At 57.9% G+C, this 24,515-nt stretch carries 21 protein-coding genes; 11 read left to right on the top strand and 10 right to left on the bottom strand.

All coding sequences use genetic code 11. The features are described 5' to 3' along the window. Nucleotides 1-72: 72 nt before the first annotated feature. The 3 genes from ABWV33_RS04485 (at nt 73) to ABWV33_RS04475 (ending at nt 4,947) form a co-directional block, all read left to right on the top strand. On the top strand, nt 73-1,428 hold the full coding sequence (locus ABWV33_RS04485) for a M16 family metallopeptidase (protein WP_113822297.1): 1,356 nt from the start codon (nt 73-75) through the stop codon (nt 1,426-1,428). Beyond that, complete coding sequence (locus tag ABWV33_RS04480; protein ID WP_353329273.1) at nt 1,425-2,735, top strand: M16 family metallopeptidase; 1,311 nt, start codon at nt 1,425-1,427, stop codon at nt 2,733-2,735. The genes ABWV33_RS04485 and ABWV33_RS04480 overlap by 4 nt, the downstream gene beginning before the upstream one ends. A gap of 331 nt (nt 2,736-3,066) precedes the next feature. Next, a complete protein-coding gene (locus ABWV33_RS04475) occupies nt 3,067-4,947 on the top strand; it encodes an amidohydrolase (RefSeq protein WP_353329272.1) in 1,881 nt (626 codons plus the stop codon). A gap of 251 nt (nt 4,948-5,198) precedes the next feature. Here ABWV33_RS04475 and ABWV33_RS04470 read toward each other — a convergent pair whose 3' ends face one another. The 3 genes from ABWV33_RS04470 to deoC are packed head-to-tail and all read right to left on the bottom strand — an operon-like array spanning nt 5,199 to nt 9,377. After that, nucleotides 5,199-6,014 (bottom strand): SDR family oxidoreductase, encoded by an 816-nt coding sequence (locus tag ABWV33_RS04470; RefSeq protein WP_113822295.1) that lies wholly within the window; start codon nt 6,012-6,014, stop codon nt 5,199-5,201. 30 nt (nt 6,015-6,044) lie between these two features. Further along, the gene (locus ABWV33_RS04465; RefSeq protein WP_353329271.1) at nt 6,045-8,378 is read right to left on the bottom strand and encodes an aldehyde dehydrogenase family protein; all 2,334 of its coding nucleotides are present in this window, start codon (nt 8,376-8,378) and stop codon (nt 6,045-6,047) included. A 9-nt stretch (nt 8,379-8,387) separates the two neighbouring features. Beyond that, entirely contained in the window at nt 8,388-9,377 is a 990-nt protein-coding gene (gene deoC, locus ABWV33_RS04460; RefSeq protein WP_353329270.1) for a deoxyribose-phosphate aldolase, read from the bottom strand. A gap of 204 nt (nt 9,378-9,581) precedes the next feature. Between deoC and ABWV33_RS04455 the strand changes: the two genes are divergently transcribed. The 6 genes from ABWV33_RS04455 (at nt 9,582) to ABWV33_RS04430 (ending at nt 16,944) form a co-directional block, all read left to right on the top strand. Beyond that, nucleotides 9,582-10,535, top strand: coding sequence for a metal ABC transporter solute-binding protein, Zn/Mn family (locus tag ABWV33_RS04455; RefSeq protein ID WP_353329269.1), 954 nt, complete (start codon nt 9,582-9,584; stop codon nt 10,533-10,535). A gap of 3 nt (nt 10,536-10,538) precedes the next feature. Next, nucleotides 10,539-11,339: a metal ABC transporter ATP-binding protein gene (locus tag ABWV33_RS04450; protein WP_113822291.1), complete on the top strand. Its 801-nt coding sequence runs from the start codon at nt 10,539-10,541 to the stop codon at nt 11,337-11,339. Between the two features lie 5 nt (nt 11,340-11,344). Beyond that, a complete protein-coding gene (locus ABWV33_RS04445) occupies nt 11,345-12,550 on the top strand; it encodes a metal ABC transporter permease (RefSeq protein WP_353329268.1) in 1,206 nt (401 codons plus the stop codon). Then, entirely contained in the window at nt 12,547-13,476 is a 930-nt protein-coding gene (locus tag ABWV33_RS04440; protein ID WP_353329267.1) for a metal ABC transporter permease, read from the top strand. Before ABWV33_RS04445 ends, ABWV33_RS04440 begins: the two co-directional genes overlap by 4 nt. A gap of 276 nt (nt 13,477-13,752) precedes the next feature. Continuing rightward, nucleotides 13,753-15,648, top strand: a complete 1,896-nt coding sequence (gene mutL, locus ABWV33_RS04435; protein WP_353329266.1) for a DNA mismatch repair endonuclease MutL — start codon at nt 13,753-13,755, stop codon at nt 15,646-15,648. Nucleotides 15,649-15,705: 57 nt separating this feature from the next. Next, entirely contained in the window at nt 15,706-16,944 is a 1,239-nt protein-coding gene (locus tag ABWV33_RS04430; RefSeq protein ID WP_113822287.1) for a DNA recombination protein RmuC, read from the top strand. Here ABWV33_RS04430 and ABWV33_RS04425 read toward each other — a convergent pair. After that, a complete protein-coding gene (locus tag ABWV33_RS04425; RefSeq protein WP_353329265.1) occupies nt 16,941-17,708 on the bottom strand; it encodes an isocitrate lyase/PEP mutase family protein in 768 nt (255 codons plus the stop codon). The genes ABWV33_RS04430 and ABWV33_RS04425 overlap by 4 nt on opposite strands. Next, a complete protein-coding gene (locus tag ABWV33_RS04420; RefSeq protein WP_353329264.1) occupies nt 17,705-18,775 on the bottom strand; it encodes a bifunctional transcriptional activator/DNA repair enzyme AdaA in 1,071 nt (356 codons plus the stop codon). Before ABWV33_RS04420 ends, ABWV33_RS04425 begins: the two co-directional genes overlap by 4 nt. A gap of 169 nt (nt 18,776-18,944) precedes the next feature. Between ABWV33_RS04420 and ABWV33_RS04415 the strand changes: the two genes are divergently transcribed. Continuing rightward, nucleotides 18,945-19,262, top strand: coding sequence for a DUF3775 domain-containing protein (locus ABWV33_RS04415; protein WP_113822284.1), 318 nt, complete (start codon nt 18,945-18,947; stop codon nt 19,260-19,262). 66 nt (nt 19,263-19,328) lie between these two features. On the opposite strand, the gene ABWV33_RS04410 is transcribed toward ABWV33_RS04415, so the two are convergent. From ABWV33_RS04410 to ABWV33_RS04390, 5 genes are read right to left on the bottom strand one after another with little or no spacing between them, the layout of a single operon-like run. Beyond that, a complete protein-coding gene (locus tag ABWV33_RS04410; RefSeq protein WP_353329263.1) occupies nt 19,329-20,471 on the bottom strand; it encodes a saccharopine dehydrogenase family protein in 1,143 nt (380 codons plus the stop codon). 13 nt (nt 20,472-20,484) lie between these two features. Then, the gene (locus tag ABWV33_RS04405; RefSeq protein ID WP_113822282.1) at nt 20,485-20,733 is read right to left on the bottom strand and encodes a SemiSWEET family sugar transporter; all 249 of its coding nucleotides are present in this window, start codon (nt 20,731-20,733) and stop codon (nt 20,485-20,487) included. 1 nt (nt 20,734) lies between these two features. Then, complete coding sequence (locus ABWV33_RS04400) at nt 20,735-21,790, bottom strand: saccharopine dehydrogenase (RefSeq protein ID WP_353329262.1); 1,056 nt, start codon at nt 21,788-21,790, stop codon at nt 20,735-20,737. Between the two features lie 14 nt (nt 21,791-21,804). Continuing rightward, on the bottom strand, nt 21,805-22,419 hold the full coding sequence (locus tag ABWV33_RS04395; RefSeq protein WP_353329261.1) for a glutathione S-transferase family protein: 615 nt from the start codon (nt 22,417-22,419) through the stop codon (nt 21,805-21,807). Between the two features lie 12 nt (nt 22,420-22,431). Then, the gene (locus ABWV33_RS04390) at nt 22,432-23,082 is read right to left on the bottom strand and encodes a histidine phosphatase family protein (RefSeq protein WP_113822279.1); all 651 of its coding nucleotides are present in this window, start codon (nt 23,080-23,082) and stop codon (nt 22,432-22,434) included. A 182-nt stretch (nt 23,083-23,264) separates the two neighbouring features. Here ABWV33_RS04390 and ABWV33_RS04385 point away from each other — a divergent pair, with 182 nt between their 5' ends. Further along, a complete protein-coding gene (locus ABWV33_RS04385) occupies nt 23,265-24,449 on the top strand; it encodes a Zn-dependent hydrolase (protein ID WP_353329260.1) in 1,185 nt (394 codons plus the stop codon). Nucleotides 24,450-24,515 lie beyond the last annotated feature (66 nt).

Genomic DNA, 24,515 nt, shown 5'->3' with positions numbered 1-24,515 from the left:
TTAACGCTAGCTCTTCTTGAACACCCGCCAGCTTGCCGTAGGTTGTCTATCAACACGAACGGAGGAAGCCGGATGGCCCGAAGACGAGCGTTTGCTCTTGCCGCTGCCTTATTGAGCACCGCTGTCGCCCCAGTCTGGGCGCAGCAAAAGCAAGAAGAAGTAACAACATTTACACTCGACAACGGCATGGAAGTCGTTGTTGTCGAAGATCACCGTGCACCGGTGTTGCAACACATGGTTTGGTACCGTGCCGGATCAGCGGACGAACCCAAAGGGTCGTCAGGCGTTGCGCATTTCTTGGAACACTTGCTGTTCAAAGCAACAGACACGCTTGAATCCGGGGAACTGTCAGCCACCGTTGCGGCCAACGGCGGGCGAGACAATGCTTTCACCTCTTATGACTACACCGCCTACTACCAGCGCGTTGCGGCTGACAGGTTAGAGCTGATGATGCGGATGGAGGCGGACCGCATGCGCAACATTCGCCTGACCGAAAAAGACATCGAAACCGAACGTGATGTGATCCTCGAAGAGCGCAATCAGCGCACGGAAAATAACCCCCGCGCACTGTTTGGGGAACAAATGAGCGCGGTCCAATACCACAATCATCGCTATGGCGTGCCCGTGATTGGGTGGCGTCATGAGATGGAAACGCTGGATATGGAGGACGCGCTCTCTTTCTACCAAACCTATTATTCCCCAAACAACGCCATCCTTGTGGTGTCGGGTGATGTCGACCCGGACGAGGTCAAGCGGCTTGCTGAAGAATACTATGGTGTTATCCCCGCGACCGTCGATCTACCCGAACGCCTGCGCACGCAGGAACCTCCACAAACCGCCGCGCGTCGGTTGACGTTCAAAGATGCCAGAGTGGCGCAGCCTTATGTGCAGCGATCCTATCTGGCTCCGGAACGGGACCCCGGTGAACAGGAAAAGGCCGCAGCCCTGTTTCTGTTCGCTGAATTGCTGGGGGGCGGTACGACGTCTTACCTAAACGAGAAACTGCAATTTGACACACAAACCGCCGTCTATACTGGCGCGTTTTATGGCGGTTTGTCGTTGGATGACACAACCTTTGATCTGCTTATCGTGCCGAGTGAAGGCGTCAGCCTACAAGAGGCCGAGGATGCGATGGACGTGGCCGTTGCTGAATTCATCGCCGAAGGCGTAGATGAGGCGGATCTGGACCGGATCAAGATGCAACTCCGTGCCTCGCAGATTTATGCGCGCGACAACGTGGATGGCATCGCCAACCGGTATGGCCGCGCTCTGACCAGTGGCCTGACAATCGAGGATGTGCAGGCGTGGCCTGACGTGCTGCAAGCCGTTACGGGCGAACAGATCATCGCTGCGGCCAAAGAGGTCCTCCAGCCGGAAACCTCGGTCACCGGATGGTTGATGCGGGACACACAGGAGGTGACGCAATGAAGGCTCTGATAGCAACTCTATTCACAGTGGTTCTGGCACTTCCTGCTTGGGCCGAAGTTGAAATACAGGATGTCACCTCACCCAAAGGCATCAAGGCCTGGCTGGTCGAAGAACACTCGATCCCCTTTACCGCGCTGGAACTCCGGTTTCGCGGCGGCACGTCTTTGGATGCGCCGGGCAAACGCGGCGCGATTAACTTGATGACGGGTCTGATCGAGGAAGGGGCCGGGGATTTAGATGCCCGCGCCTATGCTCGTAAATTGGAATCCCTTGCCGCGTCGTTTGGCTATGATGTCGGCGACGACACGCTGTCGATCTCGGCCCGGTTCCTGACTGAAAACCGTGACGAGGTCATTGATTTGTTGCGGACAACACTGCTCGAACCCCGGTTCGATCAGGATGCTGTGGATCGCGTCCGGGCGCAGGTGATCTCCAGCCTGAAATCAAACGCCAAGGATCCCAATTCGATTGCAAGTAAATCCGTGCGGGAGATGATCTACGGGGATCACCCATATGCCACCGATGGACAGGGCACGATAGAAAGCGTTTCGGCCCTGACCCGCGACGATATCGTAGATGCCCATGCTGGGGTTCTGGTGCGCGATCAGCTTTACGTTGGTGCCGTGGGCGACATCACCGCCGAGGAGCTGGGCGCCCTTTTGGATGAGCTGCTTGCCGATTTGCCCGAAACAGGTCGCGCGATACCCAGTAAGGCTGATCTGAACCTGACCGGCGGCGTTACTGTGGTGGATTTCGACACGCCACAATCGCAGGTTCTGTTCAGTCAGGGCGGCATTGATCGCGACGACGAGGACTTCTTCGCCGCCTATGTGATGAACCACATTCTGGGCGGTGGCTCGTTTGAGAGCCGTCTGATGGAGGAAGTGCGTGTCAAACGAGGTCTGACCTATGGTGTCTATTCCTATCTTCTGCCCAAGGATCTGGCCTCGCTTTACATGGGCAGCGTCGCGTCGGGCAATGACCGCGTCGCCGAAGCGATTGAAGTGATCCAGGAGGAATGGGCCAAGGTGGCGTCTGATGGCGTAACTGCCGAAGAGCTCAAGGATGCACAAACCTATCTCACCGGGGCCTATCCGTTGCGTTTTGACGGCAACGGCCAAATCGCCGGGATCATGGTGGGGATGCAAATGCAGGACCTGCCGATCGATTACATCGCGACCCGTAACGACAAGGTGAACGCTGTCACGCTAGAGGATATCAAGCGCGTGGCCGGCGAATTGCTGAACCCAGATCAGTTGCATTTTACTGTTGTGGGTAAACCTGTAGGCTTGGAAACAACCAACTGAATATAACCAGAGGGGCAGGTCAGTCTTGCCCCTCTGATCGCGACCAGATCAACCCTTGGACAGGATTTTTGTTTGGGCGGAATTATCGGGTGTTTGAGACCCCGCGCGCTGTTAAGTGATAGCGATAGTGCCGGGCAGCTGCAGCCCTAGGTCAGATACGAAAATAGACCCTAATATCCATCAACCTCGGCGAAGCGGCTTCAATTGCATTTCATTTTGTTGGAAGTTTGGGCCAGTCTTTGCTGTCTGGTCGTTAAAGAGTTGCCGGACTGAACCAGTGATCTAGTTTGTTAATAGAGATGAATATTATTGGATGTGGGGGAAATCGATTATGACCGCTAGAAACAGTTGTTTGGCACTTGTTGCGGGGGCGGTGGTTTTTGCAAGTCCGGCTTTCGCTCAATCCATTGCCGACACGATCTACTCGAACGGCCCGATCCTCACAATCAACGACGCAGAACCAACGGTTGAGGCGGTTGCGGTTAAGAATGGTCGAATTCTCGCGGTTGGCACGCTCTCTGATATTAAGTCACATCAAGGTGAAACGACAGAATTGTACGATCTGAAGGGGCGCGCGATGCTGCCCGGGTTCGTTGATAGTCACGGGCATGCGGTCATGGGCGGACTACAAGCGCTTTCCGCCAATCTTCTGGCCGCACCGGACGGCGATGTCACAGATATTCCGAGCCTTCAGGATACTTTGCGCAGTTGGATAGCTGAGAACACAGAAATCGTGGACAAAGTGCAACTGATCGTAGGCTTTGGGTATGACCAATCTCAGTTGACAGAATTACGCCACCCAACCCGCGAAGATCTTGATGAGGTATCAAAAGATGTTCCGATCATAATTGTCCACCAATCAGGCCATTTCGGTGTCGCCAACTCTAAGGCGCTCGAACTAACAGATGTCGATGCTGATACGTCCGATCCTGCGGGTGGTATCATCCGTCGGGAAACTGATGGTGCCCCCAACGGTGTACTCGAGGAAAATGCATTTTTTATGGTTTTAACCAACCTGCTCGGTGGCCTTGGCGAAGAGGGCTTGCGCGCTTTTGCCAACGCGGGCCCAGAGCTTTGGGCGAGGTTCGGTTACACAACTGCTCAAGAAGGGCGTGCAGCTCCGCCAATTGTCGAAGTCATGAAGAGTGTCGCGTCCGAAGGTGGGTTCAAAATTGACGTCGTTACCTATCCCGACATTATGGTCGATCGAAACTATATCGCGGAAAATGTCTCGGACTCGTATGTAAACCGGATGCGCGTCGGTGGGGCAAAATTGACCATTGATGGCTCTCCCCAAGGGTTTACGGCATGGCGTGACCGGCCCTATATTAACCCGGTGGGCGAATATGCACCCGGCTATCTTGGTTACTCTGCTGTTAGCAATGAGCAGGTGATCGACGCCGTCGATTGGGCGTTTGAAAACAATATCCAGATCCTTGTGCACTCCAACGGAGAGGCCGCATCTGACCTTTTTCTGGCGTCCATTGATAGCGCAGAGACCAAGTATGGGCCAGCAGACCGGCGCCCCGTTCTGATCCATGGTCAATTCCTGCGCGAAGACCAGGTTGATGCGCTACAAAGGCTTAATGTGTTTCCTTCTTTGTTCCCTATGCACACTTTTTATTGGGGAGATTGGCACCGCGACCACACAGTTGGGCCAGTCCTTGCGGATAATATTTCCCCAACTGGTTGGGCCCGCGAGCGCGGCATGATGTTTGGCTCGCACCACGATGCGCCAGTGGCATTTCCTGATAGCATGCGTGTTCTCGATGCGACGGTTACCCGGCGGACAAGGTCTGGTGACATCCTGGGCCCGTCTCAGCGGGTGGATGTGTTAACAGCCCTTAAATCGATGACGATCTGGCCGGCATGGCAACACTTTGAGGCTGACCAGAAAGGCAGCATCGAAGTCGGGAAACTGGCGGACTTCGTAATCCTGTCGGACGACCCGACCGCGGTTGATATTGAAAATTTAGATCAGCTTCGTGTGACAGCGACGATCAAAGAAGACGAGGTCATCTACAAAGCAAAAGATGGAGAACAGGACGCCAAGCTAAGGCAATCCCCCTTCATGAGCGATCCAGCAACGGCCCATCTCTTCCTGCATGCGATATATCGCGGTGCAGGTGTAGAGAACCCAGCTATTGGATGCTTGCTCAACGATGATGCATGCGAGCGCCTGTTCAGCACGCCGTCAACCCGTTTTGAATGAGGATGCCGAACTCGCTTCCATGGGTTTACACGAGATCAAAGCTTAAACTGTAAACCTCGGGGTTTTGGCTTCTCCATGGCCAGCGCTTTTCAGTTTATTCACTCAATCTGAGGTGCTCTAGGAATGGCGGCAACAGGCTCAGAGCCGCCATTCAATTAGGGCGCGTGCAACTTCCAATACACGCGCCTGACTTTTGTCAGGAAACAGGGGCACCCAAGTGAGGATACCCCCTTATACTAAATCGCTGGAATTCACGCTTTCTTGGCGGCCGCTGCACGCAGCATCTGGCCCATCATCTGGCCGTGCTGGCCAGAACCGCGATGGTACAGCGCACCGTCGACTGCGATCACCTGACCGCTGACATAGGTCGCCATATCAGAGCTGAGGAACAGGCAGGTGTTGGCCACATCTTGTGGCGTGCCAAACCGGCCAACAGGGACCGCGTCCATCGCCAGTTTGCGGGTCGCTTCATTCGGGGCAAGACGTTCCACGCCCTCGGTTCCATCAATGAAGCCGGGCACAACCGAATTGATGCGGATGCCTTCGACCCCCCATTCCATCGACAAGGTGCGGGTGATCTGGTCAACGCCTGCTTTAGCGGCGCAGACGTGTGACTGTCCTTCGTAGGGCAGATACGCTTGCGGCGCAGAGATATTGATGATGCTCGCACCGGGGCGTTTCAGGAACGGATGCGCGGCTTTCATCACGTGGATCGTGCCCATCAGGTCGATATCAATCACGGTTTTAAAGGCGTTGATTGACATCTCAGCCGCCAAGGCAGGGAAATTGCCCGCAGCCCCCGATACCAGCACGTCAATGTCACCAAATGCGGCATGGAAACCCGCAAGACCCGCTGCAACCGCTTCTGGGTCTCGCACGTCAAAGGCGGCGCCCATAGCCTCCAGCGCGCCCGCCTCTTTCAAGGCCGCGACGGTGTCATCCACTTTGTCCTGTGACCGGCTGGCAACGGCAACCTTGGCCCCTGCCGCAGCAAAGGCCTCGGCAATGCCACGGTTGATGCCGCTGGTTCCACCGACGACAACAACTGCTTTTCCCTTGAAATCCATCTTGTTTTCTCCCCGCTAGGTCTGGGGACCCTACTCGCCGTAGGGGACCCAGATGTTTTTGATTTCTGTCGCAGCCTGCAGGAACCGCTTGCTGTGGTCCACGCTCCAATCGGTTGCCGTGGCGTTATTCACCCAGGTCCGTTTCAGATTGCCAGCGGCAGCCTTTTCGATCTGGGCGGACAGGTCGGTGGATGAGAAAGACCAAACCGCATCCACGTTCAGATGCGAAGCCAGCGGTTTGGCCAGATCCGCATGCACACCCGTCAGAATGTTCACAACGCCAGCTGGCACATCCGAGGTTTCCAAGATTTGATAGAAATCAGTGGCGGCCAGCGGATAAGGCTCTGAGGCGGCCAGCACCACCCGGTTCCCCATCGCAATCGCAGGGGCCATGACTGAAACCAACCCCAACAGTGGCGCCTCATCGGCGCAGAGCGCACCGATAACACCGTTGGGTTCCTTCATCGCCAAAGCGACACCCCGGATCGGAACGCCGTGCACCTGACCATCGTACTTGTCAGCCCAAGCCGCCGCCGAGAACAGCCGCTGGATGGAGGTTTCAACCTCTTTCGCGCCGCCCTTTTTCCCGGTCATGGCGTCGATGCGGTGGGCGAATTCATCCGCGCGCGCTGACAGGTTTTCACCGATGTAATACAGGATTTGTGCCCGCAGGTGTCCGGTTGCCTTTGCCCAGCCTTTGGCGCCTGCTGCAGCCTCGACCGCGTTGCGCACGTCTTTGCGGCTGCCAAGGCCCACGTGACCCAACAGACCTGATTTGCCCCAGATCGCGCGGGAATAGCCACTGTCTGGGCGTGCCTGTTTTCCGCCAACATACATCTTGGCTGTCCGATCCAGCGGATCGTGTGGCGCACCTTCGCCGGACACGGCTTCGACCGGGGCCAAAGCTTTGGGTGTGCCTTTGGGTTTGGTATAGGCAGTCAGCCCTTCCCAGCCCCCTTCGCGACCAAAGCCGCTTTCGCGCACACCGCCAAAACCGGCGGCTGCATCAAACAGGTTGGTGGCATTGATCCAGACCACACCAGCAACCAGCTTGGGCGCGATATCCAGCGCAAGGTTCACGTTCTCGGTCCAGACGGTTGCAGCCAGCCCATAACGCGTGTTGTTGGCCAGTTCGACCGCCTCGGCAGGGGTGCGGAAGGTGGACGCCACCAGAACCGGGCCAAAGATTTCTTCCTGCATCAAGGGATCGCTGGTTTCCAAACCAGTGATCAGGGTCGGCGGGTAATAGCAGCCGTTTTCGGGCAGAACACAGGACACCTGATGCATCTCACCAGCCGTATTGTTTTCTACCATGGTCTGGATAGTTTGCAATTGTACTGGATCCACAACCGCACCCACGTCGATGCATTTGTCCAATGGGTTGCCAATGCGCAGACCGTCCATGCGGGCGCGCAACTTGTCATAGAACCGATCTGTAATGCCTTCTTGCACCAACAGGCGCGACCCGGCGCAGCACACCTGACCCTGATTGAACCAGATCGCATCAACCAGACCTTCGATGGCGGAATCGATATCGGCATCGTCAAAGACCACATAGGCCGACTTGCCGCCCAGTTCGAGCGTCAGCTCTTTGCCAGAGCCTGCCGTGGCTTCGCGGATGCGCCGCCCGACGGCTGTTGATCCGGTAAAGGCAATCTTGTCGACCTCCGCCGCAACAATCATTTCGCCAACTGCACCGTCACCGGTGACGATGTTCACCACCCCTTTGGGCACCCCGGCCTGTTGGCAGATGTCGGCAAACAACATCGCGGTGAGCGATGTGTATTCGGCGGGTTTCAAGACCACCGTGTTGCCCATCGCCAGTGCAGGCGCAATTTTCCACGCGAGCATCAACAGCGGGAAGTTCCACGGAATGATCTGACCACAGACGCCCAAGGCCTGCGCCTCTGGCAGTTCGCTGTCTTTCAGCTGCGCCATGCCGGCGTGGTAATAGAAATGGCGCTGTGCCAAAGGAATGTCGATATCGCGACTCTCGCGGATCGGCTTACCGTTATCCAGACTCTCAAGCACCGCAAACAGACGCGAGTGTTTCTGCAACAAGCGCGCAATGGCATAGAGATATCGCGCGCGGCCAGCGCCGCCCAATTGTTCCCACTTGGGTTGCGCGCTGCGTGCTGCGGCAACGGCCGCATCCACATCGCCTTGCGTGGCTTGGCTTAGCGTTGCCAGCACCTCGCCCGTGGCGGGGTTGCGGCTGTCGAAGCCTTCGCCGGGGGTGGTAAAGGCACCATTGATGAAATGCCCAAAGCGGTCGCCTTGATCTACAAGCCAGGCCAACGCCTCGGCTGCGCTTTCGGGGGCAGGGCCATAATCCATGGTTTCAAAGATTTCTTTTACAGACATTGTTCTTCCTCAACCCATCGAATGGCGGTAACCGGCGGAGTATGCCCCGGTGACATGGTGTTCCAGCTGGCGTTCGATATCCCCCAACAGGGAAGATGCGCCAAACCGGAACAGGTCGGGTTGCAACCAACGGTCGCCCAGCTCGTCCTTGATCAGCGCGAGATACACCAGCGCGTCCTTGGCCTTGCTGATGCCACCAGCGGGTTTGTACCCGACGCGATATCCGGTGCGGTCGTAATAGTCGCGAATGGCGCGGATCATCACCAACGTGACGGGCAGGGTGGCATTGACGCTTTCTTTCCCGGTCGAGGTTTTGATGAAATCCGCCCCTGCCATCATGCAGATCAGCGACGCACGCGCGACATTGCGCAGGCTGCCCAATTCACCGGTCGCCAGAATGGCTTTGACGTGGGCATCGCCACAGGCGGCCCGAAATGCCTTCATTTCGTCATAGAGCGCTTGCCAGTTGCCAGACAGCACATGGCGACGTGAAATGACGATGTCGATCTCTTCGGCCCCGGCCTTTACGCTTTCTTCGATCTCAGCAAGGCGCAGGTGAAACGGGGACAGACCCGCCGGGAAACCGGTCGAAACAGCGGCCACCGGAATGCCGGTGCCCTTCAACGCGGTCACGGCGGTTTCGATCATGTCGTGGTACACGCAAACAGCACCCGTGGTGATCGCTGGCATCTCCATCGCATCCAGCAGGGCAGGCGAAACCGGTTGGCGCGCCTTGGAACACAGTCGGCGCACCCGGCCCACAGTGTCATCGCCCGACAAGGTGGTCAGATCAATCAGTGTGATCGCCTTAAGCAACCACGCCGCCTGATAGTCCTTTTTCACCGACCGGCGCCCGGACAGGGTCGCGGCGCGGCGTTCAATGGCTGACCTATTGGCCTGCACTGAGCGGACCCAATCCAGATCCAGCGCGGTGCCGGGGTTTCTGGGTTCGGTCAGTTGCGGCAACTGCGCGGTCCGTTCAGGGCTCTGCGTTTCCATAGTCACGTCCTTTAGACAGGTTCAGCGCCAAAATCGCACGACCTGCGACAGATTGGCAAGGTTAAGCAGGGGGTGACTGTGGGGAATATTTGACCGTTTGGACAAAAAGCATTCCCTTTTTTGCGAATAATTCGCAATTGCGTTGACATACTTGCGAATGACTCTCATATACATTCTCAAGAACTGACCAAACTGGGGTATTCCATGATTCGTCGCAGCTTTCTTTTGGCTCTTGGGCTGGTGACTGCTCTCCCGCTGATGGCGTGGGCAGACACACCGCTTAAAGTGGTTGCAACCACTGGCATGATAGCGGATGCGGCGCGCCAAATCGGCGGTGATCAGGTTGAGGTCAAAGGATTGATGGGGCCGGGTGTTGATCCGCATGCCTATCGTCAGACCCGGACCGATATCGTGGCGATGACCCGCGCGGATCTGGTGCTGTGGCATGGTCTCTACCTTGAGGCGCAGATGGGCGAATTCTTTCACGATCTGGAACGCAAACGCACCGTCGTTGCTGTTGCCGAAGGGATCGATAAATCGAAACTGCGTGCCCATGATACCTACGACAACAAATACGACCCGCACGTCTGGATGACCCCGGTGTTGTGGCGCGATGTGGTGATCGAAGTGCAAAAAGCACTGACCGCCGCCCGCCCCGAAGCGGCCCCAATCTTTGAAGCCAACGCCAAGGCGCATCTGGCGGATGTGGATCGCTTGACCGCTTACGCTGAAACAACGCTGGCGACCGTTCCTGACAACAACAAGGTGCTGGTCACGGCCCATGATGCCTTTGGCTACTTTGGGCACAGCTTTGGCTTTGACGTTCTGGGTATTCAGGGCATTTCAACCCAGTCTGAGGCCGGATTGAACCGCATTGGTGAACTGGTTGACCTGCTGGTGGATCGCAAAATTACGGCTGTATTTGTCGAAAGCTCGGTCTCGGATCGCTCGATCCGCGCGTTGATCGAAGGGGCTGCGGCCAAAGGGCACGTGGTGCAGGTTGGTGGCGAGTTGTTCAGTGACGCCATGGGCGAAGACGGCACCTACGAGGGCACCTATTTGGGGATGCTCGATCACAATATCACCGTGATTGCCAATGCGTTGGGGGCAGATGCGCCCGCACGCGGCATGGACGGCAAACTGTCGGCGGGATTCTGAACAATGCTAGATCTGGTAAGCAATCAGGGCACCTCCCCGACCGACACTCTGGGCGACAGCCCACTGGCAATCCGGGGCCTGACCGTCTCATACGGTCAAAAGCCTGCTGTGTTCTCTGTCGACATGACGGTGCAACCCGGTGCCATGACTGCAATCATCGGGCCTAATGGTGCTGGTAAATCCACAATGCTCAAGGCGGCATTGGGGATTGTGAAGCCCTTGTCCGGGCAGGTCACCGTCTTTGGCGAACCGCTTGAACAGCAACGCGCCCGTATTGCTTATGTCCCGCAGCGCGCCAGCGTCGATTGGGATTTCCCCACCCGCGTGATCGATGTGGTTCTGATGGGGCTCTATCGTGAATTGGGCCTGTTGGGCCGTGTCCGGTCGCGGCACAAAGCCAAAGCGATGGATTGTCTGCATCGCGTTGGTATGCGTGACTTTGCAGATCGCCAGATTGGTCAGCTGTCAGGCGGCCAACAACAGCGCGTGTTCCTTGCCCGTTCGCTGGCACAAGACGCCGATCTGTACCTGTTGGATGAACCCTTTGCAGGTGTGGATGCTGCGACCGAAAAAGCCATCATTGGCGTTCTGAAATCGCTTAAAGACGCGGGTAAAACGGTTGTTGTGGTGCACCATGATCTGGCCACTGTGACCGACTATTTTGACCACGTGTTCCTGATCAACACCCGCAAAGTCGCCGAAGGCTCGGTGGCCGAGGCCTTTACCGCCGACACGTTGCAAGCAGCCTATGGTGGGCGCCTTGCCACAGCGCAGGTTGATCAACTCTCGCGGGTTGTGGGGTAACTCAAATGCTCAGTGATGCTCTGCTATTGCAGCTTGGCTATAACGCCTCGCTGGTGGCTATTGGTGCGACCTTGTTGGGGGTGTCTGCCGGGGTGACCGGTACGTTTCTCTTCCTCCGCAAGCGCGCCTTGGTCAGCGATGCGATCAGCCACGCCACCCTTCCCGGTGTCTGTTTGGCGTTCATGCTGATGGTCGCGCTTGGTGGCGATGGCCGCAATCTGGTCGGCTTGCTGCTTGGTTCAGCCGTATCCGCATGGGTCGGTTTGCTGTGCCTCAACTGGCTCACCCGCAACACGCGCCTTGCCGAAGATGCCGCCATTGGTTCGGTGCTGTCGGTGTTCTTTGGTCTTGGCATTGTCTTGCTGACCGTGATTCAGACCATGGGTGTGGGACGGCAGGCCGGTCTCGAAGGGTTCCTGCTGGGCTCCACTGCCGGAATGCTTTGGGCAGATGCGGTTGTGATCGCGATTGGTGGGGCGTCGACGCTGGCGCTGATCCTGTTGATGCGCCGTCCGATGACACTGGTGGCGTTTGATCCGGAATATGCCGCCGCACGCGGATTGCCGGTGGATCGCATCGACCTTGCGATGATGGGGCTTGTGATGGCTGTCACCGTTGTTGGTCTGAAAATCGTCGGCCTGATCCTGATCGTGGCCCTGTTGATCATCCCGCCCGTCACGGCGCGGTTCTGGACCGAGCGATCGGATCGCGTGGTTCTGCTGGGCGGTATTGTAGGTGGCCTTTCAGGCTATCTTGGCGCGGCACTTTCCGCCTCTGCACCCAACCTGCCGACGGGTCCGATCATTGTGCTTGTCAGCTTTGGCTTCTTCGCCATTTCGCTCTTTCTCGCTCCGAACCGCGGTGTTTTGGCCGCGATCCTGCGTCATTTCCGCTTTCAACGTCGTGTGCACCTGCGTCAGGGGTTGTTGGCGCTGGCCCAAGGGCAGCCGATTTATGAACGTCTCACCCTGCGTTTGCTGACCCGTGCCGGTCTGGCGCGCGCTGATGGAGTGGCCACAGACGCAGGCAAAGCCCGCGCCGCCAAAGCCCTGCGTGATGAAAAACGGTGGGAGGTCATCCGGTCTGATCAAACGCACGAGGCTGCTGCCGCGCTCTATGATGGGCTGCGCGACATCGAAACTGTCCTGACCAAAGATCAGATCGTCGAAGTTGATCACCAGATTGGTGGCCCACAAGGAGTACCGGCATGAGTGGTGAAGAGTTCGTTCCCTTATCCCTGACCCCGCTTTTGATTGGGATCTTTGCGGCAGTGGCCTGTGCGCTGCCAGGGAACTTTCTGGTGCTGCGCCGTCAGGCGCTGATCGGGGATGCCATCAGCCATGTGGTTCTGCCCGGCATTGTTGTGGCGTTCCTGCTGACCGGTGCGATTTCAGCTTGGCCGATGATGCTGGGTGCGGCTGGCGCTGCGGTCATTGCTGTGATCCTGATCGAAGCAATCCGTCGTTTGGGCAAGATTGAACCCGGCGCGGCCATGGGCGTGGTCTTTACCACCATGTTCGCCGGGGGTGTTCTACTGCTTGAGCAAACCGATACATCGACCGTGCACTTGGACGTGGAACACGCGCTTTATGGCAACCTCGAAAGCCTTATCTGGCTGGATGCCACTGGCTGGTCCTCGGTTCTGGATCTTGAGGCGCTCGCTGGATTGCCCGTGGAATTGCCCCGCATGGCACTGACGCTTGTCTTCGTCATTGCCTTTACCTGGCTGTTCTGGCGCCCGCTGAAACTGTCGACCTTTGACGAAGGGTTTGCCCGCACCGTAGGTATTCGGACCAATCTCTTGGGCCTTGCTCTGGTGGTGATCGCCGCCATCGCAGCGGTTGCCGCCTTTGATGCGGTGGGATCGATTATCGTGATCGCCATGTTCATCTGTCCGCCCGCTGCGGCCCGGATGATGACCAACCAGCTTGAGCATCAAATCGGATGGAGCGTGGGGTTTGCCATCGCCTCGGCTGTGTCTGGATATGTTTTGGCCGGCTACGGTCCGCTCTGGTTGGGCGCGCAGGATGCAGTCAGTGCCGCCGGTATGATTGCGACAATGTCCGGGGTGATCTTGGCGCTCACTGCGGTGTTCGGCCCGTGCCGCACCCGCGCAGGAGCTCCGGTTCAGGCTTAAGATCGGCGATCATGCCACTCGATTCATAAGTCCGGCCAAAACGCGATAAATCGGATTTTGGCTATTCCATTTCTGCTGGCGCTTTCTATGTAGTGCTCATTAGAAGACGGGCCACAAAGCCTGAAAATGACTGCCACTCACGACTATCCGGTCCTGATGCCTCGTCCGAGCTGCACTTTCTATTGTCAGCTCCGTGTATCAGGGCCGGTTTTTCACCCTTCAAAACCAGATCAAACCAGTGGCAGAATCGACGCTGCACGTGCTAGGTCTAGCGGTATGTCGCATTCTAACCCCAATATCAGCCAAAATCGCCCGGTTATCCGGCAACTTGATGATTCCGCAATCAACCGGATCGCTGCAGGTGAGGTGGTTGAACGTCCCGCCTCTGCGGTCAAGGAACTTGTGGAAAACGCCATTGATGCGGGGGCGACGCGCATCTCCATCGATATTGCCGACGGCGGTAAAACCTTGATCCGGGTTAGCGATGATGGTTGCGGAATCGCGCCAGAGGATCTGCCTTTGGCACTGTCGCGGCATGCGACTTCCAAAATTGACGGCTCGGATTTGCTGAACATCCACACCTTTGGCTTTCGCGGCGAGGCTCTGCCATCGCTGGGCGCCGTGGGTCGACTGAACATTACCAGCCGGGTTCCCGGGGGCGAGGCTGCAATGATCCGTGTGGCAGGTGGAGTAATGGACCCGGTCAAACCTGCCGCCCTGCGGGCGGGCACCGTGGTTGAATTGCGCGATCTGTTTTTTGCCACGCCGGCGCGCTTGAAATTCATGCGCACGGATCGGGCCGAAAGTCAGGCGATTAGTGATACGATCAAACGGCTGGCTATGGCTGAACCGGCGCTGGGATTCACCCTGCGCGATGTTTCGGGCGGCGGTGAGGGGCGGATCACGTTCCGGGCCGATGGCGAAAACGGGGATCTGTTTGATGCGCTGCATGCACGCTTAGGCCGCATTTTGGGACGTGAGTTTGCGGAAAATGCCCTACGGATCGACGCCACACGCGAAGATATCCGCCTGTTCGGCTATGCCGCCCTGCCAACCTATTCGCGCGGTGCTGCGGTGGCACAGTATTTGTTCGTCAATGGCCGTCCGGTGCGGGACAAGATGCTAACCGGGGCTTTGCGGGCGGCTTATTTCGATTTCCTCAGCCGTGACCGCCATCCGGCGGCGGCCCTGTTCATTGATTGCGAGCCCACGCTTGTGGATGTGAACGTACACCCCGCCAAATCCGAGGTCCGCTTTCGCGATCCCGGCATTCCACGTGGCTTGATCGTCTCTGCCCTGCGCCATGCCTTGGCCGAAGCCGGGCACCGCGCATCGAGCACCGTTGCCGACGCCACCCTTGGCGCGATGCGGGCCGAACCAACACAACCCGGCCCCGCGCGGGTTTATCAGATGGACCGTCCCTCGCTAGGCGCATGCACGATGGCGTATCACGCCCAAGCGCCAGAACCGGTGCCCGCGTCCGGGTTTGCCGAGCTCGCCAACAGCTATTCAGGGCAACTGGTCGATACACCTGTCGTTGCAAACGCAACGGGTGCTGAGCAGGCGCAACCTGACGCCGTGCCTAGCGAACACTTGCCTTTGGGTGCCGCGCGCGGTCAGGTGCACGAAAATTATATCATCGCACAGACCGAAACGGGCATGGTCATTGTCGATCAACACGCCGCGCATGAACGGCTGGTCTATGAAAAACTGAAAACCCAAATGGCCGAAAATGGCGTCGCGGCGCAGGCCTTGTTGATCCCGGAAATCGTCGAACTGTCCGAAGGCGACTGCGCCCGTCTGATGGAGGTCGCCGAGAACCTGTCGTCCTTTGGTCTGACCATTGAACCCTTTGGCGGCGGCGCTGTAGCCGTGCGTGAAACCCCTGCAATTCTGGGTGAGGTCAACGCCGAGGCGATGATCAAGGATATTCTGGATGAGCTGGACGATCAGGGATCCAGCCAAATGGTGCAAGCCAAGATCGAAGCGATTCTCAGCCGAGTTGCCTGTCACGGCTCAATCCGATCTGGTCGCCGGATGCGCGGCGAAGAGATGAACGCACTGTTGCGCGAAATGGAGGCGACGCCCCATTCCGGTCAATGCAACCACGGGCGGCCCACCTACGTCGAACTCAAGCTATCTGATATCGAGCGGCTGTTCGGGCGCAGTTGATCCTGTGCGCGGCCCACGCTAGAAAGGTGAAAACAAAACAAGAACGAGCAGGGCGACATGATAGAAATTGCAGGCCAGACCTATGTTTTGAATGATCCTATGGTGATTGCTGCCCTTGCTGGTGCAGGGGGGCTTCTGCTGATCTTTCTGATGGTGCTTTTGGCGCTGCGCGCGTCAAACCGGTCTGTGCGCATGGTCGAGCCACTGGCGCACAATCTGGCTGTTTTGGGGCAGAATGTGCAGCAATTGGCACAGGGACAGGATCACCTGCGGGGGGGCTTGCAGCATGTCTCGGACGCGCAGGCCAATGCACAGGTGCAAGTGATTCAGACCATGGAGACCCGGCTGGCGGATGTGCAGCAGCAGATGAACGACCGACTGGCGGATAACGCGCTACGCTCGCACCGTTCTTTGGCCGAGATGCAGGAACGGATGCGTGAAACCCTGCATGGCAATGCCAAACGCACCGTGACGTCGCTCACGCAGTTGCAGGAACGGCTGGCCACAATCGACAAGGCGCAGGACAATATCACCAAGCTGTCGGGGGATGTTCTGTCGCTGCAGGATATCCTGTCCAACAAACAAACACGGGGCGCCTTTGGCGAAATCCAGTTGCATGACATCGTGTCCAAAGCCCTGCCAACGGACAGCTATTCGCTTCAGCACACGCTGAGCAATGGCAAACGGGCTGATTGCCTGATTCACCTGCCCAACCCGCCGGGCCCCATCGTGATTGACAGCAAATTCCCGCTAGAACCCTACGAGGCCCTGCGCCGCGCCAAAACCCAGGCCGAAATGACCGAGGCCGCGCGGCTGCTAAAGGCTGCGGTCCGGGTGCACATCCGGGCGATTTCTGAGAAATACATCATCGACGGAGAAACCGCCGAAGGCGCGTTGCTGTTCCTCCCGTCCGAGGCAGTCTATGCCGAACTGCATGCCAACTTTACCGATGTTGTCCGCGAAGGGTTCGCCGCAAAGGTCTGGATCGTGTCCCCGACCACCTGCATGGCAACCCTGAACACCATGCGCGCCATCCTGAAAGACGCCCGGATGCGCGAACAGGCCGGGGCGATCCGCAAAGAGCTGGGCTTGTTGCACAAAGACGTGGATCGCCTTGGGGACCGCGTTGGTAATCTGGACCGCCATTTCAATCAGGCGGCCAAAGACATCGCAGATATCAAAATCAGCGCTGAAAAAGCGGGAACACGCGCCCAACGGTTGGACAACTTTGATTTCGAAGAGCTGGCACCCGACGCCCCCTCAAACGTGGTTCCCCTCAGTCAGCCCGAAACCTAACCTCCAAACGCAGACTGCGCCGCCTCTGTGAGTGACGCGCTTGCGCTGAGAAAGGGCGCGGGCCCATAGCTGATCCGCGCTACCCCAAGCGACGCAAGCGTTGGCGTATCTGGCGCTTTGCCGATCTGCATGATGTTCACCGGCAAAGGCGAGGCGTCGCACATTTCAGCGATCAGATCCGGGGTGATCAGACCGGGAAAAAATATCCCGTCCGCCCCTGCCGCGGCATAGGCCGTCAGCCGGGCTTTGGCATCATCCATCAGGGCAGGATGATCGTCCGGTTTAGATCCCTGAAAAAACACATCCGTGCGGGCGTTTATGAACAAAGGCACGCCGGTTGCTTCGGCGGCGCGGCGCATGGCAGAGATCCGCGAGGTTTGAGAAGACACCGATTGCAAGCCAGAGCCGCCGGGCAACCCATCCTCAAAGTTCACACCGACCGCCCCGGCGGCAATGACCCGTTCGGTGTTTGTGGCCAATGTCCCAGTATCGCTGGCGTACCCGGCTTCGAAATCATGGGTGACGGGCAATGTGTTTGACGCCGTTATGCGCCCGAGCAATGACAGGGCGAATTCCAGCGGAATGTTTTCCCCGTCCTCATACCCCTGCGCCCGAGCCATCGACCAGCTGCTTGTTGCAAGGGCAGTTGCGCCCGCTTTGGCCACAGCTTTGGCGCTGCTGGCGTCCCAGGCATTGTACAGCACCAGCGGGCGACCCGGCACGTGAAGGGAGGAAAAATCTTGCGCTTGGGTGTTCTGGCTCATGCCGGTTCGCTTTCATTGGGGGCGTATTGCCGTTCCAGGTCGATCAATTTCTGTTTGCGCCACAGCCCACCCCCGTATCCGGTCAGGGACCCATCCGCCCCCATGACCCGATGGCAGGGGATGACGATGGCAATCTGGTTGGCCCCATTGGCCCGCGCAACAGCGCGCGTGGATTCAGGGCGGCCCATGGCGCGCGCGATCTGCGAATAGCTGTGCGTCGATCCCGCTGGCAATGTTTGTAGCATATCCCAGACCGCACAGGTGAACGGCGTGCCATGCAGCGCGAGGGGCACGTCAAATTCCGCCGACTCCCCCGTGAAATAGCGATGCAACTGCGCCTCGATCTGATCGGTGGGGGCAAAACGACCAAACCCCATCGCGCCTTTGCAGGCTTTGTAGACGCGCTTTAGCTCGGTCGGCAGCGCCTTGCGATCGGTAAACTCAAGCAGGTGCAGGTGTGATGTGTCACTCACCGCGATCATCGGGCCCAACGGGGTGTCAAACCAATCCGCCCGCAACAAAGCCTGTGTTTTGAAAGCGCCCGGGGGCAACCCGATATGTTTTGCTACTGCAGACCGAAACGCAGCCGGCGAAGCAAACCCCGCATCAAGCTGCGCGTCAATCACCCGCCCACCGTTTGCCAAAGTCGTCAACCCGGCCTGCAAGCGGGCTTGCCGTGCCATGTCCAGAAAGGTGGTGCCAAAGGCGCGCTTGAACGCCCGCCGTATGGTCGACGGGTCATGCCCCAGCGCCACCAGATCTCCCTCGCGCCAGCGCCGCATTGGATCCGCCTCAAGCGCAGACAGCAGCGATTTGACTGCCGGATCTGCCTCGGCCGCCGAATGCATCGGATGGCAGCGTTTGCAGGCCCGAAACCCGGCGTCCAAACAGGCCGAAATCGTCGGCATGAACTGGCAGTTCTCTGGTTTGGGATCGCGTGCCGGGCAATTCAGCCGACAGAAAATTCCGGTCGTCGTTACGCAGACATACGCGCGCCCATCCCAGCTGGGATCACGGGCGACAAGCGCAGAATACAAAGTTTGGTCATCAGGTAGGTCGTGTTTCATGGCGTCACGATAGCAGCAAATCCAAAACAGATGGCGCCGGTTTTCGGGCGTTAATGTTATTTTTCACAAATGATCTTGGGGCGGCGCACTTGCGGTAGGTCAAAGACGCGCAAGGGGAGGTTCCTGTCTGATGCAGAACAAAGGATGCGAACAGAAAGGAAATACGAAAATGTTGGAAATTTCTGCACAACAAGTGGCGCAGGTCGCGGTCATGGCGCGTGAATTGGAACGGGCCGAGGGCGAATTACGCGCGTTCATTGATCGCATCAGCGTCGATGGGCAGGCCGAACTGGTCGCCATCATGTGGATCGGGCGTGATAGCTTTGATGCACAGGATTGGGCCGAAGCCGTTGCAACCGCACGGGCCGAAGCCTCGACACCCTGCGCCGACTATCTGATCGGGACACCGCATCTTTCGGACCATCTGGAAAACGGGTTGGACGCGCTTGGCATCTCTGCCGAGGATGTCGAAAACGATCTGATGTAATGCCAGATTTGGGATGCCCTCTCCGAATGAATTTTTCGGAAAGGGCAGTCTTAACAAACGCCTAGCCTAGGCGTTGTGATCCACAACCTGCAGGTGCTGGGCCAAGGTGTCGATTTCAGACATCCAAGCATCGACCAGTTTCGGATCGTTCGGCGCGGCATGCACACCAGCAGAAATCTTGCCGCCCATCACAGCCTCAATGGCCAGTGACACTGGGATCGATACCAAACGAGCCATCGCGGTGCCGTTTTCATCGCCCCATGCATCCATCACATAGGTTTTGTGCCACGCCACTGCATCGCCTTTTTCGGCCTTGAGGCTGACGCACATCACAACCCGGTCTGGTTCGCCCTCGTCATAAGCATTTTCAGCCCAGAATTGATCGGACATCTCAACCAGACGCGCATCCCCTTCGGGCCCTGACAGGCTTTCGACCTCTTTGAACACACCGTCCCATGCGTCGGTCCAGCCATTCAGACGCAGGGTGCCGCGCACAAATTCTTTGACCGGCCATTTTTCATCGAAATGATACTGCGCCATGAATGGCAGCGAATCCCGGTTCGGATAGACTTCAAAGCTCTCGGGGGTGGGCAGCGGTGCCTCATAGCTCGAAATGGCATCCCATGGCCGCGCCACATCAAACGGTTCGTAGTTGCGGATCGACTTAGAGGGCGAGCGCAACGCCTTGAGCACACCCAAAGGCGACCAGCTGAATTTATATCGGAACGGGTTCTCGTGTTTCGGAATACCGCCACAGTAAGAGATAAAGCTCAGATGGTTTTCGCCGTCATAGGCATCAGATGAACGATATTGCTCGACCAAGGAATGAGCCATCAGGTGATCGATGCCGGGATCCAACCCCACCTCGTTCACCAGTGCAACACCCGCGGCGCGGGCTTTGTCGTCCAAGGCGCGCATTTCCGGCGCGATGTAGGATGAGCTGACAAAGTTGGCACCCTTGGCAATGGCCAATTCAGCCACTGGCACATGCCAATCGCCGGGCAACATCGACACCACGACATCGTCTTTGGCCAAAACCGCGCCCAAGGCGTCGATATCAAAGGCGCGGATGTCTTGTGTCAGATCACCAACCGCCTCTTGCGCCTTTTCAACGGTTCTGTTCCAGACCGTCACGGGATGTCCCGCCTCAATCAGACGACGCAAACCGGGGATGGCCGACAGGCCGGTGCCACACCAGTGGATTGTCATTGTGTTCTCTCCCTTATCCGAATTTCAATTTGGCGCTGACAATGCTCAAAACGGCCAACACGCCGCAAACGTTTGCCAAGATCAGCGGCAGATCACCCACCATCAGCCCATAGACGAGCCATAGCGAAACCGTCATTAAAAACATCAGGTTCGACGGCAACGACAGGCCCGAGGTATCCCGTGTCGCCCATGCTTTCCACGCTTGTGGTACCCAGCAGACCGTTCCAAGGATCGCTGCCAGAAAACCAACGTATTGCTCCATCTCAGAGGTCCTGCATGTGGTGTTGGAATGTCGCATCGGCCCGTCCCCAGACCCCTGCATCCAGATCGGTCAGGGTCAACAGCGAGGCGAGCAATTGCCCGGCATAATCGTGCGAGCTTTCGACCGGCAACATCGAGGGCAGATTATCAATCGCCATGACATCCAGCACCGGGGCATCCGCAACCCGCAATGCAGGTGCGTCCCACGTGGTGGCCCGATCATAGACCGCGACTGGGTTGTAATCGCTGTCCGGGTCACAGGCGACATCGCCAATGGCCGTCAGCTTACGGTCTGCGTCCAGCGCAGATTGCGGCACAAAGACCGGCGTGCCGGGACGCGCAAAAATGCAGTTCAGGAACAGATCGTGGTTCAAGATTTCGGGAAACGGACCACCGCTGGCGGTCTCGTCCATGTCCCATTTGGTGACTGTGACGCCCATGGCTTCGCACAAATCCGCAGCGCCGGTTCCAACGCGCCCCAGCGCCCCGATGACAATCGCGGTTGGCCGATCCGCCCCGCTTGCATCCAGTTCAGCGCCCAGCTCGCTCAGCAGCGTATCCTTGCCGGGATACACGCCGACCGGGCCACAGATGTCGCGGCGTTGCTGCGCAGCCCAAGCCTTTAGCGTCACAGCGGCACCGGCATAGCCTGCCCAATAGCCAAAGGCCGCAACCCGGCGCCCGGCTTCGTCGACCAGATATTCCAGATCATACAGCGTGCCACCGCCTGCCTTGAACCGCTCCAGCAAAGCTTTGCCGGAATGCTGTCCCTTAAAGGCATGTCCAAACATGATGTGTTTGTGGGGCAGGGGCGTGCCATCTTCGGGCAGTTCTTTCAGACCAAAGATGATCGCATCCGACGGCGCATCAGGCCACGTGTTTTCAGCCGCGATCTCACAACCTGCATCGCGATAGCCCTGCATCGGGATGGCGCGCACGCTGCTTTCTTCGACGGTCACACGAATGCCAGCGTCCAGCAACGCCTTGGCCCCTTCGGGGGTCAGGCCCACCCGGTCTTCGTTCGGGCGTTGTTCGGCCCGCACCCAGAGATGTGTCATGTCTCGTCCTTTATTCAGAGCATTTCAGCGGCTTTGACCGCCTGAACCGAGGCGCGCGCCTCCATAGCGTCGCGGAACGCGAGGATTTTGGGGAATTGGGACACGTCGACGCCATCCCCCTCCAACCAGCTGCACACAACGTACAAATAGCAATCGGCCAGACTGATCTGACCCCCCAAAACAAACGGCCCACGCAGACCATTTGTTTCGATATAGGCGCAAGATGCGGTCATGGTCGCGGGCACCTTGGCCTTCATGTCCGACCAGCTGCCCTTTTTGTCCGCCCAGCGGCTGCCGCGCATTTTGTGGGCGTGGTTCACGTGCATGGTCGAGGCGAGGTAATACATCACCTCCCGCATCCGCGCGGCCATAACCGGATCACTTGGAACCAACCCGGCCTCTGGCGCCACGGCCGCCACATAATCTAGCAACGCCCCGGTTTCCGTCAAAATGCCCCCGTCCACAATCAACGCTGGCACGCGGCCTTTGGGATTGATCTGGGCATAACCGGCTTTGGTCTGTTCACCGTTTGCAAAGTCCAACCTGATCGCCTCGTACTCTAACCCGGCTTCTTGCAAAGCAATGGCGACGGCGATCGAAATAGTTCCGGGCGCATAATATAGCTGCATCAGAGACTCCGTTCAGAGATGTGTTTGTGCATAGTGCCGCTCTGGGGAGTCCAGATGCGGAACGGCGTTGAACAGCACCGGGCTAAGATGCGTGCCAATCGGGTACAGACGATGCATCGACGTGTTCATGATGGCAAGAGCCACGCGCGCCATAGATGGAATATCCAACCCCATCGCCTGACGCATCACCATCGAAATCAACCCACCCGATGTCACAACTATCGCCGGACCCGCCCCGGCGGAAATCTCGGTCAACGCCTCGGTCACACGCGTCTCAAAATTCTCGAAACTTTCGGGTGGGTTTTCGATCTCACCCTTTTGCCAAGCTGTGAAAACACGCGGCAAATGTTCGATGAACCCCTCACGTTCGCTCGGGATTGCAAGCCCATGCTGTTGTTCCAGCAACGAGGCGAGGTTGAAATACTCGATCTCATTCAGGCGCGCGTCTTGTGTTGGTGCATCCAACTCCATGCCCGCTGCCGTTTCCAGATGACGCGTCAACGTGCCCGAGAAAACCCGCGGGTGATGGGCGTGGCTGTCACGCAGATGGGCACCCAGCCATTGGGCCTGTTGATGACCCAATGGGCTCAACTTGTCGTAGCTTTCTTCGTCGCGGGCTTCGGTGTTGGCCTGACCATGACGGATAAGAGTGATATGAGACATTGTAGGGCGCTCCTCGTTACGCCCAAGTCTTAGGGGACGGGTGAGCGAGGAACCAGAGCCAGACACAGGGTATTTGAGGGTATTTGTGAAAAACGTTGGGGCGGGATCTGTTGCCCCTTGCGAGAGTCCCGCGCGACGATACCTTGAACCCTAAGACGTCCGAACCAAAAGGGAAGATCGCCATGACGGTGAATGCACAACGGTTTCTCAAAGATCTGCATGATTTGCGGCAATTCGGCGCCTCGGGTGTTGGTAAAGGCGTGGTACGTCCGGCATTTTCCCCCGCAGACATCGCAGCCCGTCAATGGTTGGCTGACCGCATGGCGGATGCAGGTCTGCGCCCGTATTTTGATCCCGTCGGCAACCTGTTTGGACTGGCCGAAGGGGCGTCGCTTTTGATGGGATCGCATTCCGACAGCCAACCCGAAGGCGGCTGGCTCGATGGCGCCCTAGGTGTGATTGCCGCGCTCGAAGTGGCTCGCAGCAGTGATGTGCCCATCTCTGTCGTCAGCTTTCAGGATGAAGAGGGGCGGTTCGGCGTCACCACGGGCTCTGAAATCTGGTCTGGCGGCTTGGCACTGGATGTGGCGGACGCGTTCACCGACCACAGTGGTGTGACATTGGCCCAAGCCCGTGCCGAGATTGCCCATCTGACTGGCGACTTCGTCGATCCGGCGCAGTTCACCGGCTATGTCGAAATGCACATCGAACAGGGACCAACTCTAGATCGCGAGAGCGAACAGATCGGCGTGGTGACAGATATTGTCGGCATTCGCGACATGAAGATCACCTTTGACGGGCAGCAAAATCACGCCGGCACCACGCCCATGCACATGCGACAGGACGCGTTTCAGGCCCTGTCACGATTCAACACTCTGCTGAATGACCGCTTTCGCAACGTGGTTACCCCGCGCACGGTCTGGACCATCGGCCATGTGAGCCTGCATCCCAATGCATCTTCGATCGTGCCCGGGCGGGTGACCTTTTCGATGCAATGGCGGGATGGTGAATCTGATCGTTTGGCCAGGATGGAAGAGATTATTCACACCACCGCCCAAGAGGTGGCCGATCAAATGGGCATGGAGCTGTCTCATGGCCCGCTCCTCGGTCTCGAGCCGGTGGCGATGGACCGGCGGATGCGGGACGCGTTGGAAACCGGCGCTGAAATCGTTGCACCGGGCAAATGGCGGCGGATGCCCTCGGGTGCCTTGCACGACGCCACCAATGTATCGCGCCTGATGCCTGTGGCCATGTTGTTTGTCCCCTCAATCAATGGGATTAGCCATGATTTCGCCGAGGATACCGCCGAGGTCGATTTGGTGGCTGGGCTCAGGGTTCTGTCACAAGCGGTGCAGGGTATGAGATAGTGTTTCAGTCTGCGCATTTTTTTGCCTTTGCCATGATGTTGCCCGCTTTGTCTGGCAGGTGTCGGG

It is taken from the genome of Phaeobacter sp. NW0010-22, assembly GCF_040365955.1.
Classification (GTDB): domain Bacteria; phylum Pseudomonadota; class Alphaproteobacteria; order Rhodobacterales; family Rhodobacteraceae; genus OMPR01.
This window is presented reverse-complemented; position numbering and strand designations above follow the sequence as displayed.